The organism is Bacillus sp. UNCCL81 (assembly GCF_900112535.1).
Classification (GTDB): Bacteria; Bacillota; Bacilli; order Bacillales; family Bacillaceae_G; genus Gottfriedia; species Gottfriedia luciferensis_B.
Window position 1 is genome coordinate 193,879 of the sequence record NZ_FOMF01000003.1, and the last position, 16,791, is coordinate 210,669.

Genomic DNA, 16,791 nt, shown 5'->3' on the forward strand with positions numbered 1-16,791 from the left:
TCACTCTTTCTCCATAATATGAACCCATTTGAAAAATTTTGATAATCCTACAGGAACGATAAAGGTAACAAAAGCTTGTATGAAAATCGGATACTCCGGAATAAATGAAATAATTTTCTTGAACATTTAATACACCCCAATATTTAAAATGATAAAGGTATTATTTCCCACTATAGGAAAAGAATGCGTAAAGGGTAGGAAAAGTATTATACATACTGAACTAAAAACAATTGATAAAGAAACAGAATTTAAATAATTAATCAATTTTAATAAAAAATTGAATATTTCCTATTTTAAAAAAATGACAAAATAGTATAATAAACCTAGTAGATTACGTGTGATTTTACCTAATTTTCCATTTTTCATATAGATAAAATGGAGGAATCGTTGAAATAAAAGATCTTACCGAGTATGGAGAGGAAAGCTTATGAATCAGATACTTCTATATGATTTTCTTACATTTATGAATGATAAAAATTGGAATAAAGCTGATTTGGCTAAATATTCTGGAATCCATATTAGTGATATTAGTAGAGTATTTAATAATAAAAAGCCTCTTTCTTTGCATTATTTAGATGCAATTACAGAAGCGTTCGGTTTACCAGAAGGGTATTTTTACTCAAGCTATACACAACTATGCTTTAATCAGAATCGATATTTAGATAAACGAAGAAGTGTAGCGTTTATTTATAAATGTGCAATAAATGGATTTGATAAAGAGTTAGACTTTATTATTTCTGAAATGTTAGAGGAGAAATCTAAGACAATTCGTACAAAAAATTTACAAAATTTATATGAAATAGCTGAAAAGTTATTTGCTGAAGGGAAAGAAAAAGAGGCTTTGCCTTTATATGAAATCATTATAGATCACATGCCAGATCAAACAGCAGAGGAAGTTGCTATTAGTTATTTTAGAAAGTACTATTTAAATAGGCTAACAGAGGAAGGACCAGCAACTCTTGTTCATGTTCTAGAATATGTGAGCTATATGCCAGATGATTTTCAGGAATTAACGATTTTATGGATTACGGCAACCTACTATATGTTAAAACAATGGGACAAAGTTCTTCATTATGCTAAGCGATTAGAAAAAATGGCGAAAAATGAAAAACATTATGGCTATGCATTAGTATATCAAGGCTTTGCTTTGAATAGGTTAAGTAATTCTTTAGATGAAGTGCTTGAAATAATAAAAAAGTATGGTAAAATAAATGATTTTTTTGCTGAGGCTGCAATCGGTAATCGTTATGTTACATTACTAGACTTTGGTGAACTACATTATGCTGATGAATACTACGATTGGATTAAAGATCGAGATGATTTATATGTAGGCATTCCGAGAATTATTGAATCCTATGTAAAGTTAGGGAGATTAGAAGATGCTTCAACTTTAATCAATCATCATGAAAAAGTAATTAATGAAATGGCCAATAGTTCAAATATGTATAAACAACAAATGTATTTGGACTTTTGCTATGCACAGTCAATTTTAAAATGTGAAAATAAGCAATATATTGAAGGCTTAAATGATTTAATAAATGTAGCTAGAAAAGTTAAAAACGTAGGTATAATTGAAAAATTTAAACTATGTTTATTATCAATTTGGCACTATCGCGATCATTTAACAGATCAATTAAATGAGGATTATATTCAAATGTTAAGTGATGATAAGAATCAGGCGAGTAATTTGTATGCAATGAGCACTTAACCAGTCTATTAGACTGACCGAAAAAAGATCGCTTCATCTTCTGATTGAGGTGACTCCACTAACCAGTACAAAAAGTTACAAATAAACCACAAGGGAAATTAAATCCTTGTGGTTATTTTCATTTCTAGACCATATTTAAATAGGGAGTTAAATTATCTTCTTATATTCCTTAAACCATTCAACAAATTTAGCTATACCGTCTTCGATTGAAGTAGTTGGACTATATTGAATATCATTTACGAGTTGATCAATATCTGCATATGTTTCAAGTACTTCTCCTGAAATCATCGGCAATAATCGAATAGTTGCTTTTATACCAAGTTGCTTTTCTAAAACTTCGATAAAATAATTTAATTTCACTGGGCTATGGTTACCAATATTATAAAGTTTATAGTAAGAGGAGGATTCTTTTGGTGGCCCATTTTTAATGATTCTCACAATTGATTCAACTACATCATCAATATAAGTAAAATCTCGTTTCATATTTCCATAATTATAAACGTCTATTGGTTGTCCGTTAGTGATTGCATTAGCAAATTTATATAATGCCATATCAGGTCTACCCCATGGTCCATAGACCGTAAAAAAACGCAATCCAGTCGTAGGTAGATTAAACGTATGACTATAAGAATGTGCCATTAATTCATTTGCTTTTTTTGTGGCTGCATATAAACTAATTGGTTGGTCAACTCGATCATCAATTGAAGAGGGAGATTTTTTATTATTCCCATAAACAGAGCTAGAAGAAGCGTATATGAGGTGTTTAATTTGATGATTTTTACAACACTCTAAAATATTAGCAAAACCTACAAGGTTTGATTGGATGTATGACCCTGGATTTTCTAAGCTATATCTCACTCCAGCCTGTGCTGCTAGATTAATGACTAGATCGAAATTATATTTTACAAATAGCTCTTCTAGAATCTCCATTTCATGTATTGAGCCATTAATGAAACTGAAATGTTCATATTTCTTTAAAATTTCCAATCTATCAAATTTTAGACGTCTGTCATAGTAGTCATTTATATTATCAATTCCAATGACTTGAAAACCTTGTTCTAATAGGTGTCTGCTTAGATGAAATCCAATAAATCCGGCACATCCAGTAATTAAGATGCGCATAGTATCAGTTTTTTTAATGTTAAAAACCTCCTTATCTAACAAGAGTTGGAATATCATATGATGGAGAAAACGACAAAGTTCGAATACATATAGAAATATGTATATAACTAGATTAGGGAAAATACTTTTTTAATAGAATACACATATACCCTCACAATACTTGGACAAAATCATATGATTACATTAGGTCTAAATACACTTAGGGCAATAAAAGTAAATATGCAACTATTTATTACATTTCATTAAAAAGAAATGTGAATTTTTTTATGGGCTCTAAAAAAGTAGGAGGGAGAAATTGAATAATATAATTATTGAGCCATGGATTGTCGATGAGCTTATTCATGATGAATTCTATGTGCCAGAATATATTGAAAAAATTGGGCTTGAAGTACTTAAGTTTTATGATCTTCAAGTAAATAGCATGCAAGTAATAACGACGAAAGCTGACAAAGGCGGAGCAATTTGGAAAATTGAAACAAACGATGGACCAAAAAGTTTTAAGCTTTTACACAGAAGACCTACTAGAAGTATGTTTAGTTTAGGAGCTCAGAAGTATTTAGTTGAGGTTCAGCAGGCTAGAGTTCCAAGCATCGTACGAACTAGAGATGGCGAGGAGTATGTAGAAGCAGGTGGAAAGCTATGGTTCGTTGCAGAATGGATTGAAGAGCTGGCACCAGTTTCTAAAGATTTAGAAGGTGCTAAGCAGTTATGTTATGCTCTTGGTGAGTTTCATCGATTAAGTAAAGGTTATGTACCACCGATCCAAGCAGAAATTGCATCAAGATTGCACAAATGGCCAAAAAGCTATGAAAAAGTATATAACAAAATGAATTGGTTCAGAACAATTGCCTTGGCTTATGAAGAAATGCCTGCTAGTCAGGATTTATTAAATGTAGTAGATATATTTCAAGAACAAGCAAGAAAGAGTATGGAAGATCTAAATAATTCAGGTTACTTTAATATGGTGAATGAAGGAAATGCGAGCTGGGGCTTAGTTCACCAAGATTACGGATGGTCGAATGGTCAAATGGGTCCAAATGGAATGTGGATCATAGATTTAGATGGAGTTGCATATGATTTGCCAATTCGTGACCTTAGAAAACTAATATCTGGTACAATGTCTGATTTATTCGCTTGGGATGCTACATGGGTAAGGGAAATGATTAACGCATATCACGAAGCTAATCCAATTTCTAAAGAATTATATGATGTATTAATGATTGATTTTTCAATGCCAAATGAATTTTATAAGAATATTAAAGAAGTACTTTATGAACCAGAATTATTTTTAGGTGAAACTACTAAACAATTAATTCAATCAATTGTTGACTTAGAGCAGTCAAAATGGGCAACATTGAATGAAGTTCGCAACGACTGGAGTGGAAAAGAATGAAAATATTAATGGTATGTACAGAAAACCTACCAGTGCCTCCAGTTTTAGGTGGTGCGATTCAAACTTATATTGCAGGAAGTTTACCTTATTTAAGTAAAGTACACGATATAACAGTACTAGGCGTTAATGATCCAACATTACCAGATGAAGAAACAATCGACGGTGTAAATTATGTACGTGTACCAGGGAAAGTATTAGAACTATATCGTGAAGGTGTAGTTGAATACATTAAAGGAAATCAATTTGATTTAATCCACATTTTTAACAGACCACGTCTTGTTCTTCCGATTAGAAAAGTAGCACCAAATTCAAAGATTACGTTAAGTATGCATAATGACATGTTTAATATTGGGAAAATTGCTGTTGATGAAGCGAATTTAGTATTAGAAGAAGTTTCAAGTATCGTTACAGTAAGTGATTATGTAGGAAATGTAATTCGTGAACTTTATCCTCAAAGTGCAAATAAAATTAGAACGATCTACTCAGGTGTTGATTCTGACCGTTTCTTACCTGGTAATGATCCTAAAATGATTAGTACAAGAAACACACTTAGAAAAGAGTATGGTTTAGAAAATAAAACAGTTATTTTATTTGCAGGAAGACTTTCAGAAAACAAAGGCGTAGACCGTCTAATTAGAGCATTGCCAACACTTTCAAAAAACTTCAAAGATTTAGCTTTAGTCATTGTAGGAAGCAATTGGTTTAGTCAAAACAATGTGACAGATTATGTTGCTTATATTCGTGCTATCGCAAAAAAACAAGATGTACCGATTATTACAACAGGTTTTGTATCACCTTTTGAAATACACAACTGGTTTGCAGTAGCAGATTTATTTGTCTGTACTTCATTATGGCAAGAGCCTCTTGCAAGGGTTCACTATGAAGCGATGGCAGCAGGTCTTCCAATTGTAACAACTGCTCGAGGTGGAAATCCTGAAGTCATTATTCCAGGTGAAAATGGATTAATCGTAGAAAATCCAGTTGATCCAGATGAATTCGCTACCAAAATTACAGAAATATTATCAAACAAAACGCTAATGAAGAATATGGGAATAAAAGGTAGAGAACTTGCAGTTACTAAATATTTATGGAGTCGTGTAGCAAATGAGATACTATCTACATGGAGCCAAACTGAATATGCCTCATCTATTACATCAGAACAATTAGAACAATATGAACCTCAAACATTATTTAAAACTGCAGTACAAAATACAGAGTTGAATGTAGCTAATAATAATGTATCTGAAGTAATCGAACAACCTACGACAGAAATCAGTGAAGTAATCGAACAACCTACGACAGAAATCAGTGAAGTAATCGAACAACCTACGACAGAAATCAGTGAAGTAATCGAACCAACTGTAGAAATAAAACCAACTATTGAAATAGAAAAAACTACTGAATCAATAGTAGAAGTACCAAAACCAGTAACTCAGTCCGAAATCAAAACTCTTGAAGAATTGCTAGCAATCCTAGTTGAGAAAGCAAAATTAGTTCCTAAAGAAAAAGTAGTCGCAAAAGTAACGGAAGAATTTTCAACTAATACGAATCCAAGATTAAGGATTAGAAGAGTAACTGATCAGGGTGTAAATAATGCAACCTCAAATTCAAACCTAAACTTAAACCAAAGACCATATGCAAATGAAGTAAGTAGAGTAGAAAATAGGGTTAACAATCTATCTAATACTAATTCAGAACCTTTTAGATTGAAGAAAATTCCTAGCGTCATTGAAATGCATAGAAACAGAAATCGTTAAAAGATCATTTTTTTGAGGAATTTGTCTAAATAGAAAGAGGCTGTCTCATAAGTTTAAAGACTTTTGAGGTAGCCTTTTTTAGTTTGAAAATTATTTATTGATGACCGTGTTCCAAATAGAGCAACTTATGAAACAAGTGAACGCTGCTGATCAAGTTACGAACACCGCTCAATTAAAGTTAAAATGGCTAAATTAACGCCAAAACTGATGCAATGAATGGACAACAAATAACACTCCTTGAACGACAAAAATGGCCAAATTAACGCTAAAAATAGCGTAATAAAGGTTAATTAACATGAACAGCAAATTTGGTTTAGCTAAAGGTTTAAATCGGTTGATTAACGCCTATCTAAGTGAAAGGAATGGCAATAGCGAGGATGAATAATCTCTCTTAAATAACGTTTAAATTAGCACAATGATTGCCCATGCCGAGGCAACTAATCTTCAAATCGCATATGTCATACTGATTCAAACATGGATTCAAGTAACAAGAAAAGTCTCTTAAATAAATTTATTTTGGTGCAAGAATACCTATAAACACTATCTTTTAATAGGTTGGTTTAATGTCTTGAAAATAAATTTATAGGCGAAAAAACTCTAGTTTTTAAGACATAAACTTTCTAAACATAATAGGTATATATGGTGACAAGACCTCCTTCATTTACATATAAAGTAGAATGAACAAATGTTTGGAGGCAAGTCAAATGAAAATCCGCAAGGCTATTATTCCCGCTGCTGGTCTCGGGACACGTTTTTTGCCAGCAACAAAAGCGTTGCCAAAAGAAATGTTACCTATAGTTGATAAGCCAACTATTCAATATATCGTTGAAGAAGCTGTTGCTTCTGGAATTGAAGAAATCATTATTATTAGTGGTAGAGGCAAGCGAGCAATCGAGGATCATTTTGATAAATCATATGAATTAGAAGAATCATTATCTCGAAAAAACAAGCTAACTGTTTTGGAAGAAATGCAGAAAATATCCAATATGGTGAAAATCTTTTATGTGCGTCAAAAGGAACCGAAAGGATTAGGAGACGCAATATTATGTGCTAAGAGTTTTATAGGAGATGAACCATTTGCTGTTTTGTTAGGAGATGACATCGTTATGTCTACAACACCTTGCTTACAGCAAATTATTAATGTTTACGAGAAATATAATGCCCCGGTTATTGCTGTTCAGAATGTTCCTGATGAAGAAGTAAGTAAATATGGTGTTATCAAACAAAAAGAAAGTACTTACGATACAAACACAAATCTATTTCAAGTTGAGTGTCTAGTAGAAAAACCAAAATTGAAAGATGCCCCATCAAATTATGCAATTATGGGACGTTACATCCTTACTCCAGAGATTTTTGACATTTTAGCAACAATTTCTGTGGGACAAGGCTGTGAATTACAATTAACAGATGCGATTAATGAATTAAATAAAAATCAATTTGTCTTAGCATATAATTTCGAAGGTAAACGATATGATATCGGACATAAAATTGGATTTATAATGGCTACAATTGATTTTGCGATTAATAGAGAAGATATAAAAGATGAGGTAATCGCTTTCTTAAATGAGGTCATATCTGATCATGCTCTAAATATGAAGAATCAGGAAGTGGATTGACTTGAAAATTTCTATATTAGGTACGGGCTATGTCGGTTTAACAACAGGAGTCTGTTTAGCAGAGATTGGTCACTCAGTAACTTGTATTGATATAAATGAACTTAAAATAAAAAATTTGTGTGCAGGTATTTCTCCAATTTATGAACCAGGAATTGAAGAGTTAATAATTAATAATATTAAGTTAGGAAGATTATCATTTACAACTTCATACGATAAGGGGTTAGAAGATGCTAAGGTTATTATCGTTGCAGTAGGTACCCCTCAAAGAGAAGATGGGGCCGCAAATTTATCCTATCTTGAGGGTGCAGCGATTGATATCGCAAAAAATATTAAACAAGACGTAATTATTGCAATAAAAAGTACTGTTCCAGTTGGAACGAATGAAGTCGTAAAGGAAATTATTCAACAAAATTGCAGTAAAGATATTGTAGTTGATGTTGTTTCAAATCCAGAGTTTCTAAGACAAGGTTCGGCAATTAAAGATACGATGGAAGCAGATCGAATCATTATCGGTAGCAATAATCAAGAGTCTGCTAGAATTGTTGAAGAAATGTATAAACCATTAAATGTACCGATTTTAATTACTAGCATTCGTAGTGCAGAAATGATTAAATATGCATCAAATGCATTTTTAGCTAGCAAAATAAGTTATATCAATGAAATTGCTAATCTATGTGAAGCACTCGGTGCAAATGTAGAAGATGTAGCTAAAGGAATGGGGAAAGATAAACGAATTGGTGAAGCATTTTTATATGCTGGAATAGGTTATGGCGGCTCTTGTTTCCCAAAGGATGTTAAAGCATTATTGCATACAGCCGGGATAAATGGGGTTGAATTTGGTTTTCTGAAGGAAACTATTTCTATTAATAATTATCAACGTGAATTACTGGTAAAGAAAGCAATTGAACGATTTGGTATATTAAAAGGGAAGAAGATTGCATGTCTAGGATTATCGTTTAAACCAGATACAGACGATATGAGAGAAGCACCTTCTATCAATATCATAAATTCTTTAACAGAATTAGGGGCAGAAGTCATTGCGTATGACCCTGTTGCAATTGAAAACGCAAAAAAAATTCTAGGTAGCAAATTAACGTTCGCTAGTTCAATAAATGAATGTGTAACGGATACAGATGCAATTTTTATTGTTACTGAGTGGAGAGAATTTAGAGAACTTGACTTACCTAGCATATTAATGAAAATGAAGAATCCAATCATTTTTGACGGAAGAAACTGTCTGAGGGAAGAAAAAATAAGAGATTGTGAGAAAATAGAATATTACCCAGTTGGTAAACCTTCCATAATTCAATAAAAATGAAAAACGACTTCAAACTTAATTGAAGTCGTTTTTATTATTTTACTCATTTTGTTCATGTAAAGGACGGTAAATCGATTTGACGAATTTATGTTTAAGATAAGGGAGAATTTTTTTTCTACGATTTACTAATCTGCCTACAATTGCCTTTTTGTCTTCCTTTGATAATAACCAATCATCAGGTATTACTTCTACAATTTCTTCTAAAAGCAGTACCGGGAATCTTTGGATGATCTGAAGTTGTTCATTAAATTCTTCTTCACTTTTTATATATTGGGACATGAATTGATGAGTTGAACTTTTCATAATATTTTGAGGCAAAGTTTCTAACTCTGAAGTTAACCAGCTATAGGAGCCAAATGCTTCAGCATGGTCAATGATCCAAAGTTTAAATTGATCTAAATTTTCTTCGCGAAGTAAAATATTTTTTCGAGTACGATCTCCATTACAGAGCCAATAATCGAATAAAATGATACCTGCGAGCTGATTGTTATTTAAAATACTAGGAACTGATACAACTTGATGTCCATTTAACGTTTCAGGTACATATAAAGAAGCAAATTGAAACTTTGAATGTTGAACTTCTTCCATGACTAAATCCGGTATTGTTTTTGAAAATTCTTCAGGAATTGATACGATTTGAGCAAAAGGAACTGGTAGATCTAAAAATCTAGCAATGCAATAGGCAACCCATTCGTTTGGTAATGTTTTCTCAAATCCAGACCGAAAATATTTCACAACATAATCTCTACCATCACTAAATGTAATTAAATGAGCATTGGATTTTCCTTCTAGTTTTTTAATATAGGAAACTGGTTCAATCATTTTGAATCACATCACTATTTTTGCCTTTACCAAATTTCAGAAGATATTCACGATAAATATCGGCTACTTTATGAATAGCAAAATTATTTTCAACATGGTTGATTGCATTTTGCGATAGCTTTTCATGAAACTTCTTATTATCAACGATTGAATATATTTTTTTAACAGCATCTTGAACATCATGTCCTCGAAACAGCATACCTGTTTCACCTTGAAGAACGATTTCCGAAATAGGCATTATATTAGAAGCAACAACTGGCACACCACATGCCATAGACTCAATAAAGGTATTCCCAAATGATTCTACTTTTGTAGTTGCGATTGTACAACCACCAGATTGAAGTACTTTTGCGTATACATGGGGCATTTGTTGATAAGGAATAACCGGAAACCATTTAATGATATCGGTTAGGCCTTCTTCCTTCCAAGCTAATGCAAAGTCCTCTCGCTGAACACTTTGGGCTCCTCCAATTAACCAAATTTCAATATCGGACCGTTCACTTTTTATCAATTTTGCAATTTCAATTAACATTGGCCAGTTTTTTCGTTTATCCACTCTACCGATACAGCACACAATTTTTTTATTGTTTGGAAGGATTGGATTATTTTCGATTGCGATCTCATCCCCTGCTAATGGATGGAAAAATGATGTATCAACACCATTGTAGATTACTTTAATGGGGATATTATCTGTTAAGATGGAAACTAATCTTTTTTGATAATTAGAAGGAACAATTATAGAAACAGGTTCAATGGATCTGAATTTCTTTAAATGAGGTTGTAGTTTTATAAGCTCGGGCGTACGTGCTTCTACAATTACTGGACCTTTATATTTAGCTTTTTGTAACCACTTATATGCAGAACCCGTATCTACTACAATGATTGCGTCATATGCATTGTTTTTAATAATATCAATAATTTCGTTTTCGTCCTTCGTTAAATAGACAGGTGCAACATCTTCCATTATGTGTAATCCACCATGATCTGTTGTGTATAGAAACTCAGTATCAATTCCAAACTTTTTAAAATAAATTGAACGATTCCTCCAGCCAGCATTTACTCCACCAACTGTTAAGAGACGCCAGATTATTAAGACTTTCAAATTTTCCCCTCCTTGGTTTTAGGGTATACAAATAACGTTTAAACCGATTTGAAAACTAATTGTATACACGAATACGGCTTTTTACCGGATTCAAATCTTGAATAGTAGTCCTATTTTAGTTAATTCAAATTGAGGTAAATTGTAAGGGCAATTAACTACTAACTACAAATATTTATTAGGTTAAAAGCAGGAAAACTTACTTCTATTTTTCCTTGCTCAGCATTTAGGGATATGATAATGTATAAGAAAAAGAAGTATTGACTGCAACTTTTAAAATTAATGAAGGATAAACTTCAACACTGGAAGGATTAAAAAATAATGGAGCGACCTAATTTTAAATTGTTAGTTAAGGAAAAATTTTCACAATTATCACCAGGGCAAAAAAAAGTAGCGACACATATGATTGAAAATCTTGAGGAATGTGCTTTTAAAACGGCTTATCAAATTGGAAAAAAAGCTGAAGTAAGTGAAACAACGGTCATTCGACTTTCATATGCACTCGAATTTGAAGGCTTCAGTGATATGCAGTTATGTGTTCAAAATGAGTTTCTTCATTTAAATAAAGCCGATTATATAAAAGAAAAAGAAGAGTTAAAAAATGCAGAAGGACAAAATACTTTTACAAAAATTATCGAAAATGAAGTAAATATTTTAAGAAATTTATTACAACCTTCAAATATTAAGGAAATTTCAAAAGCTATTGAAGCAATTATAGACGCTGATCAAGTGTTAATAGTTGGTCATCGAGTATCTCATATAGCTGCATACTGGTTTTCGAATACGTTAAGCTCAATTAGAAGTAACGTATTGTATTGTTCTCCAGCAGGTGACTTTTATGAAAAGTTTTGTAATTTAACAGAAAAATCAGTTGTTGTTGCATTTTCTTTTCCAAGGTATGCAAAGGAAACATTAACAATTGCAGAATGTACGAAAGAAAATGGAGTAAGTTTAATTTCAGTCACAGATCGATTATTATCACCAATTGGACGAATTGCAGATATTGTTCTAACTACAGAAGAAAATGTGGAAAGTGGTTCTAACTCGGTAGCATCAGTTATTAGTCTATTAAATTTAGTGATTGCGGGATTATATGAAAAAGACCAAAAAAGAATTCAAATGTATCAACAAAAATTGGAAAAAATTTATTCTACCTATGAAGTGTTTATAGAATAGAAAAAACAGTTAGGAGAAAATCGTATGAATCCACAATCTTATCTAGATCATAATAAAGAAACTATTTTACAAACTTACCAGGATTTACATAAGCTAGCTGAGCCTAGTTGGCACGAAGAAAAAACAGCAAAGTATTTAAGAGAACGACTAAATTATGCAGAAGTTGAGATTAAAACGTTTAAAAATCATTTTGGATTTATTGCTGAAATTAAGGGGCAAAACGATACAGTTGTTGCGCTAAGAGCTGATATGGATGCACTAGTACAAGAAGTTGATGGTGTTGTGATGGCAAACCACTCATGTGGTCATGATGCTCATAGTACGATGGTTTTATATGCAGCGTTGGCGATATCTGCAAGTGGTATAAAGCCAAAACATACGATTCGATTTATCTTCCAGCCAGCCGAAGAAAAAGGTGAAGGAGCTCTTCAAATGATGGAAGATGGTGCATTAGACAATGTCATTTCATTGTTTGGCGTACACTTAAGACCAGAAAGAGAAGTACCTTTTCAAAAGGCATCTCCAGTAATCATACATGGATCTGCTGAAACGATTAAAGGCACAATTCGAGGGATTCAGGCTCACGCATCTAGACCACAAGATGGTATTAATGCGATTGAAGTAGCTGCTGAAATAGTCAATAAATTAAAACGAATAAATTTAAATACGGATATCCCTCATTCGATTAAAATGACCCAAATTCAAACTGAAAATGAAGCATCAAATACGATACCAGAAACGGTAAAGTTTTCACTTGATGTTAGAGCGCAAACAAATGACATTATGAATCAATTAAACGCCCGCACTGTAGAGGTTTTTGAGGAAACGATGATTGAAACAAAAGCTAAAATTTCGTGGTCTATGGAAGAGTTTGTTCCAGCGGCCGTACAAAACGAGCAGGCAATAAAAATTACCGAAAGAGCCATTGCTGAAGTGATCGGACATGAAAACTTAGTGCCTGAATGCATTTCAAATGGTGGTGAGGATTTCCATTTCTATACAAATAAATATCCTCAAATTGCGGCTACAATGGTCGGTTTAGGATGTGGATTAACTCCGGGGTTACATCATCCTCATATGAGTTTTAATTTAGAAGCACTTCATTATGGAGCGAAAATTTTAACTCAAACGGTTTTATTAGCATCAGAACAAGAACAATTAAGAGGTGAGGCAAATGCTAAACAAACTGAATCATTCTGAAGTTAATACAGGAATTAAGATCCGTGCTCTACATTCCATCGAAGAAATGGGGCAGGTACGAGAACTAGAATCTAAAATTTGGGGTTTTGAAGATTCAATTCCCACGCATCAAACAATTACAGCTGCAAAAAATGGTGGCTTAGTTTTAGGTGCATATTTTGACGATAAACTAATTGGATTTCAATATAGTTTTCCTGGTTATGATGGACAAAATGTTTATCTTTGTTCTCATATGCTTGGAATTGATCAAGAATTTCGTAATAAAGGGCTTGGAAAACTACTTAAAATTGCTCAGCGAGAAGAAGCGCTTAAACTCGGCTATAAACTGATTACTTGGACTTATGATCCATTAGAAACCGCAAATGGCTATTTAAATATTTCTAAGTTAGGTGGAGTATGTAGTACGTATATTGAAAACTGCTATGGAGAAATGGAAGACTTATTGAATAGTGGAATTCCATCTGATCGTTTTTTAGTTGAATGGTATATTGCAAAAGAGGAAAAGGAGAATTTGAGACCATTTGAACTAGATGAAGCAGTTAAAAATTCGCTTATTAAATGGGAAGAAAATAATGACGGATTACCAGTGCCGATTAAAAATGATTCCCTAGATAATAACGATCTAGCCTTTGTTGCAGTACCAAAGGATTTCCGAACAATTAGAGAAACGAATAGTAAAATTGCAACGCAGTGGCGAATGCTTACTAGAGAGTCCTTTAAAAAATTATTTCAAAGCGGATGGAAAGTCAGTGGATTTTATAAGAATTCAGACTCGGAAATGCCAGTTCATTTTTATGTACTAAAAAAATAAAAAGGAAAATAAGGGAGAGTTCGGAAATGAAAATTAAAAAAATAATATTACGCCATATGAAGCTAGATTTATTGCATCCATTTACAACGAGCTTTGGTACTGAATATGACCGTGAATTTATTCTATTAGAAGCGATAAGCGAAGACGGAATATCAGGTTGGGCTGAATCAGTTGCTATGCTTGATCCGCTTTATAATGAAGAAACTTTAAAAACAAATTGGCATATTCTAGAAGATTATTTAATTCCAATCGTGTTAAATAATGAAATTAACCATCCAGACGAAATTTCCGAAAAGTATTTCTCACATATACGTGGGAACTATATGGCCAAAGCTGCCATAGAAGGCGCAATTTGGGATCTTTATGCTAAGCAAGAAAATATCTCACTTTCAACTGCGTTAGGTGGAACTAAAAAGGAAATCGAAGTAGGAGTAAGCATTGGAATTCAAGATTCAATCGATTCAACAATTAACATTATCGAAAACCGACTTGCAGAAGGCTATAAGAGATTTAAATTAAAAATTAAACCAGGCTGGGATCTTGAACTGATTGATAAAGTACGAAAAGTTTATCCAACTATTCCTTTAATGGCGGATGCTAATTCAGCATACACATTATCTGATATGGATCAATTAATTGCATTAGATGATTATAATTTAATGATGATTGAACAACCACTTGCATACAACGATATTATCGATCACGCAGATTTACAAGAAAGAATGAAAACGCCAATCTGTTTAGACGAGAGTATTCACTCACTAGAAGATGCTAGAAAAGCAATAAAGCTAGGAAGCTGTAAAATTATTAATATTAAAATTGGTCGAGTTGGGGGACTAACTCAATCAAGAAAAATACATGATCTATGCCAGGAAAATGGAATTCCATTATGGTGCGGTGGAATGCTAGAATCAGGAATTGGAAGAGCCCATAATATTGCAATCACATCATTACCGAACTTCATTCTACCTGGAGACACTGCGGCATCTGCATTATACTGGGCAGAAGACATAATCGAACCAGAAGTAACTGTAGAAAATGGAATGATCACCGTACCAACAAAACCAGGTATCGGGTATGACCCACACATGCAAAATATTGAAAAATATACAATCAGTACGAAAGTTTACAATAAGAATTAAATACAAGGGGGATGGAGGGGACACAAACCTAAATTTATGGTTTGTGTTTTTTTCGTGATAATAATTTTAATATAAACTTCAAATCAACCTTACTTTTACTGGATAATGTTTAGTTTTGAATGATTCTTATTCAAATTATAGTTATTTCTTCTATTTTATCGAATCTAATAAACTATTTTCTCATGATGCCAAGCTTTATTTGCAGTTTTTAAAGTTTAAATTGCAGATTTAACTTTTTTAATTGCGGATTTGCCAAATTTAATTGCAGTTATGGCTACTTTAATTGCACTTGAACAGATTTAATTGCAGTAATAGCATATTTAATTGCACTACACAGATTTATTCGTAGTCTCAACATTTTCAAAAGCGTGAGGACCCAAACCTAAATAAAAGGTTTGGGTTCAATTGTTCTTAATCTTCTTCCTTAATCTTCTTCCTTAATCTTGCTTTTAATCTTTTCCTTGATTCTTTTCACTTGTTCTTCGTACTTCTCAATATCCTTTATTTCACCTTTACCATAGCGAACCGAGTTATATGCATTAATTAGTTCATCTTCATTCGGAATTTGTATTCGCTCCAACCACTCTTTTAATGTTTCATTTTGGTTTCGCCCCATCTTGTATTTAGAGGCGTATTTTTGAAGTTGGAAGATTAGTTTTCTGATTTGCTCTGTTGGGGCAGAGTGTTTGAAAAATCGTCTTTTTTTCCTCTTGTGTTCTGGTATTGCATTATATTCGATGCTGATTTTTTGTTTAACAGTATGTTTTTCATTACGTATATAAGTAAGCTTTCTTATAACTAGCCAAATTACGATTAAAACGATCATCAGTAATAATAACCATACCCAAGTAGGAGTCGACTCTAAAATGTAATGGTGATTACGTATATTTTGTGGAATTTTATCTTCAGCACTTGAATTTTGACCTAGCTTAATTTTTTTCTCTTTTATAGTGATGTGATCTACATAGTTAAAAAAAGGAGTTCCTAAAAATCCAACTGCACTAAATAAACCGTCTAGTAATTTAAAAATCGCCCACTTTAAGATCGGTAATATTAACATTATGGTACCAGTAAGCAGTGCTGCTATACTAATTGATCCTATAATTCCTCGATAGTTATTAATAGTTTGGGTAATGACAGCTTGTTGAAAATATCTACCTAAACTAAATAGAATTGTAAAAATGATTATGATCCATAATATCAAACTCATATGAGAGTAATGTGAAGTCCAGCCAAAAAAGAGGACGATCAAACTCGTTAAATAAAAAGTGATTTGTAATTTATTTCGTTCTTCGATCCATAACGAAGTGTCTTTAAGAAAAGCTTCAAGTCGAAAATAGATAAAGCTAGCACATAAAATAGATGTCACTGAATTTAAGCCAAGAGTATAACTGATTCCTCCAGAAATAATGGCTGCTAGATACGGAATAACTCGTGATACTTGAGCCTTTCGTAATGAGTAATGTAAAAATAGATTTCCAATCATAAAAATACAAATGATTGCCAAAGTAGGTGGCAGTTGATTTTTTGCTTCATATATAAATAGAACGATTAAATAGAGTAATAGATATTCTAATGAAAAAAAGTATGTAGAAAGTAAACGTAAAATCATTTCATTATCCTTTCG

The 16,791-nt window shown here is 32.6% G+C and carries 13 protein-coding genes and 1 pseudogene; 9 read left to right on the forward strand and 5 right to left on the reverse strand.

All coding sequences use genetic code 11. The features are described from left to right. Positions 1 to 126 (reverse strand): hypothetical protein, encoded by a 126-nt coding sequence (locus tag BM319_RS25005; protein ID WP_091021959.1) that lies wholly within the window; start codon positions 124 to 126, stop codon positions 1 to 3. Positions 127 to 427: 301 nt separating this feature from the next. On the opposite strand from BM319_RS25005, the gene BM319_RS06745 reads away from it, so the two are divergent. Then, positions 428 to 1,708 carry a helix-turn-helix domain-containing protein gene (locus BM319_RS06745; protein ID WP_069035444.1) on the forward strand — a complete coding sequence of 427 codons (1,281 nt, stop codon included), beginning with the start codon at positions 428 to 430 and terminating at the stop codon, positions 1,706 to 1,708. Between the two features lie 147 nt (positions 1,709 to 1,855). Here BM319_RS06745 and BM319_RS06750 read toward each other — a convergent pair whose 3' ends face one another. Next, entirely contained in the window at positions 1,856 to 2,830 is a 975-nt protein-coding gene (locus BM319_RS06750) for an NAD-dependent epimerase (protein WP_091021961.1), read from the reverse strand. Between the two features lie 295 nt (positions 2,831 to 3,125). Here BM319_RS06750 and BM319_RS06755 point away from each other — a divergent pair, with 295 nt between their 5' ends. The 4 genes and pseudogenes from BM319_RS06755 (at position 3,126) to BM319_RS06770 (ending at position 8,908) form a co-directional block, all read left to right on the forward strand. Beyond that, a complete protein-coding gene (locus BM319_RS06755; RefSeq protein WP_091021964.1) occupies positions 3,126 to 4,223 on the forward strand; it encodes a CotS family spore coat protein in 1,098 nt (365 codons plus the stop codon). After that, positions 4,220 to 5,386 (forward strand): annotated as a pseudogene (locus BM319_RS06760) (glycosyltransferase family 4 protein); the annotation flags it as partial. The gene BM319_RS06755 and the pseudogene BM319_RS06760, both read left to right, overlap by 4 nt. Positions 5,387 to 6,684: 1,298 nt before the next feature. Next, a complete protein-coding gene (gene galU / locus BM319_RS06765; protein WP_069035447.1) occupies positions 6,685 to 7,596 on the forward strand; it encodes a UTP--glucose-1-phosphate uridylyltransferase GalU in 912 nt (303 codons plus the stop codon). Between the two features lies 1 nt (position 7,597). Further along, the gene (locus BM319_RS06770) at positions 7,598 to 8,908 is read left to right on the forward strand and encodes a UDP-glucose dehydrogenase family protein (protein ID WP_091021968.1); all 1,311 of its coding nucleotides are present in this window, start codon (positions 7,598 to 7,600) and stop codon (positions 8,906 to 8,908) included. 45 nt (positions 8,909 to 8,953) lie between these two features. Here BM319_RS06770 and BM319_RS06775 read toward each other — a convergent pair whose 3' ends face one another. Beyond that, positions 8,954 to 9,736, reverse strand: coding sequence for a HipA family kinase (locus BM319_RS06775; RefSeq protein WP_069035449.1), 783 nt, complete (start codon positions 9,734 to 9,736; stop codon positions 8,954 to 8,956). After that, a complete protein-coding gene (locus BM319_RS06780) occupies positions 9,729 to 10,838 on the reverse strand; it encodes a glycosyltransferase family 4 protein (protein ID WP_091021970.1) in 1,110 nt (369 codons plus the stop codon). Before BM319_RS06780 ends, BM319_RS06775 begins: the two co-directional genes overlap by 8 nt. Positions 10,839 to 11,156: 318 nt before the next feature. On the opposite strand from BM319_RS06780, the gene BM319_RS06785 reads away from it, so the two are divergent. From BM319_RS06785 to menC, 4 genes are read left to right on the forward strand one after another with little or no spacing between them, the layout of a single operon-like run. Then, positions 11,157 to 12,011 (forward strand): MurR/RpiR family transcriptional regulator, encoded by an 855-nt coding sequence (locus BM319_RS06785; RefSeq protein ID WP_091021972.1) that lies wholly within the window; start codon positions 11,157 to 11,159, stop codon positions 12,009 to 12,011. 24 nt (positions 12,012 to 12,035) lie between these two features. Continuing rightward, complete coding sequence (locus BM319_RS06790; RefSeq protein WP_091021974.1) at positions 12,036 to 13,211, forward strand: amidohydrolase; 1,176 nt, start codon at positions 12,036 to 12,038, stop codon at positions 13,209 to 13,211. Next, positions 13,186 to 14,022, forward strand: a complete 837-nt coding sequence (locus BM319_RS06795) for a GNAT family N-acetyltransferase (RefSeq protein WP_091021976.1) — start codon at positions 13,186 to 13,188, stop codon at positions 14,020 to 14,022. Before BM319_RS06790 ends, BM319_RS06795 begins: the two co-directional genes overlap by 26 nt. A gap of 26 nt (positions 14,023 to 14,048) precedes the next feature. After that, positions 14,049 to 15,164 (forward strand): o-succinylbenzoate synthase, encoded by a 1,116-nt coding sequence (menC, locus tag BM319_RS06800; RefSeq protein WP_091021978.1) that lies wholly within the window; start codon positions 14,049 to 14,051, stop codon positions 15,162 to 15,164. Between the two features lie 424 nt (positions 15,165 to 15,588). Here menC and BM319_RS06805 read toward each other — a convergent pair whose 3' ends face one another. Next, positions 15,589 to 16,776, reverse strand: a complete 1,188-nt coding sequence (locus tag BM319_RS06805; protein ID WP_091021980.1) for a hypothetical protein — start codon at positions 16,774 to 16,776, stop codon at positions 15,589 to 15,591. Positions 16,777 to 16,791: the final 15 nt, after the last annotated feature.

Bases quoted from the DNA above. Each gene is read 5' to 3' on its own strand.
- BM319_RS06750 (WP_091021961.1), bottom strand. From the start codon at position 2,830: ATGCGCATCTTAATTACTGGATGTGCCGGATTTATTGGATTTCATCTA.
- BM319_RS06805 (WP_091021980.1), bottom strand. From the start codon at position 16,776: ATGATTTTACGTTTACTTTCTACATACTTTTTTTCATTAGAATATCTA.
- BM319_RS06745 (WP_069035444.1), top strand. From the start codon at position 428: ATGAATCAGATACTTCTATATGATTTTCTTACATTTATGAATGATAAA.
- BM319_RS06785 (WP_091021972.1), top strand. From the start codon at position 11,157: ATGGAGCGACCTAATTTTAAATTGTTAGTTAAGGAAAAATTTTCACAA.
- BM319_RS06790 (WP_091021974.1), top strand. From the start codon at position 12,036: ATGAATCCACAATCTTATCTAGATCATAATAAAGAAACTATTTTACAA.
- galU (WP_069035447.1), top strand. From the start codon at position 6,685: ATGAAAATCCGCAAGGCTATTATTCCCGCTGCTGGTCTCGGGACACGT.
- BM319_RS25005 (WP_091021959.1), bottom strand. From the start codon at position 126: ATGTTCAAGAAAATTATTTCATTTATTCCGGAGTATCCGATTTTCATA.
- BM319_RS06775 (WP_069035449.1), bottom strand. From the start codon at position 9,736: ATGATTGAACCAGTTTCCTATATTAAAAAACTAGAAGGAAAATCCAAT.
- menC (WP_091021978.1), top strand. From the start codon at position 14,049: ATGAAAATTAAAAAAATAATATTACGCCATATGAAGCTAGATTTATTG.
- BM319_RS06795 (WP_091021976.1), top strand. From the start codon at position 13,186: ATGCTAAACAAACTGAATCATTCTGAAGTTAATACAGGAATTAAGATC.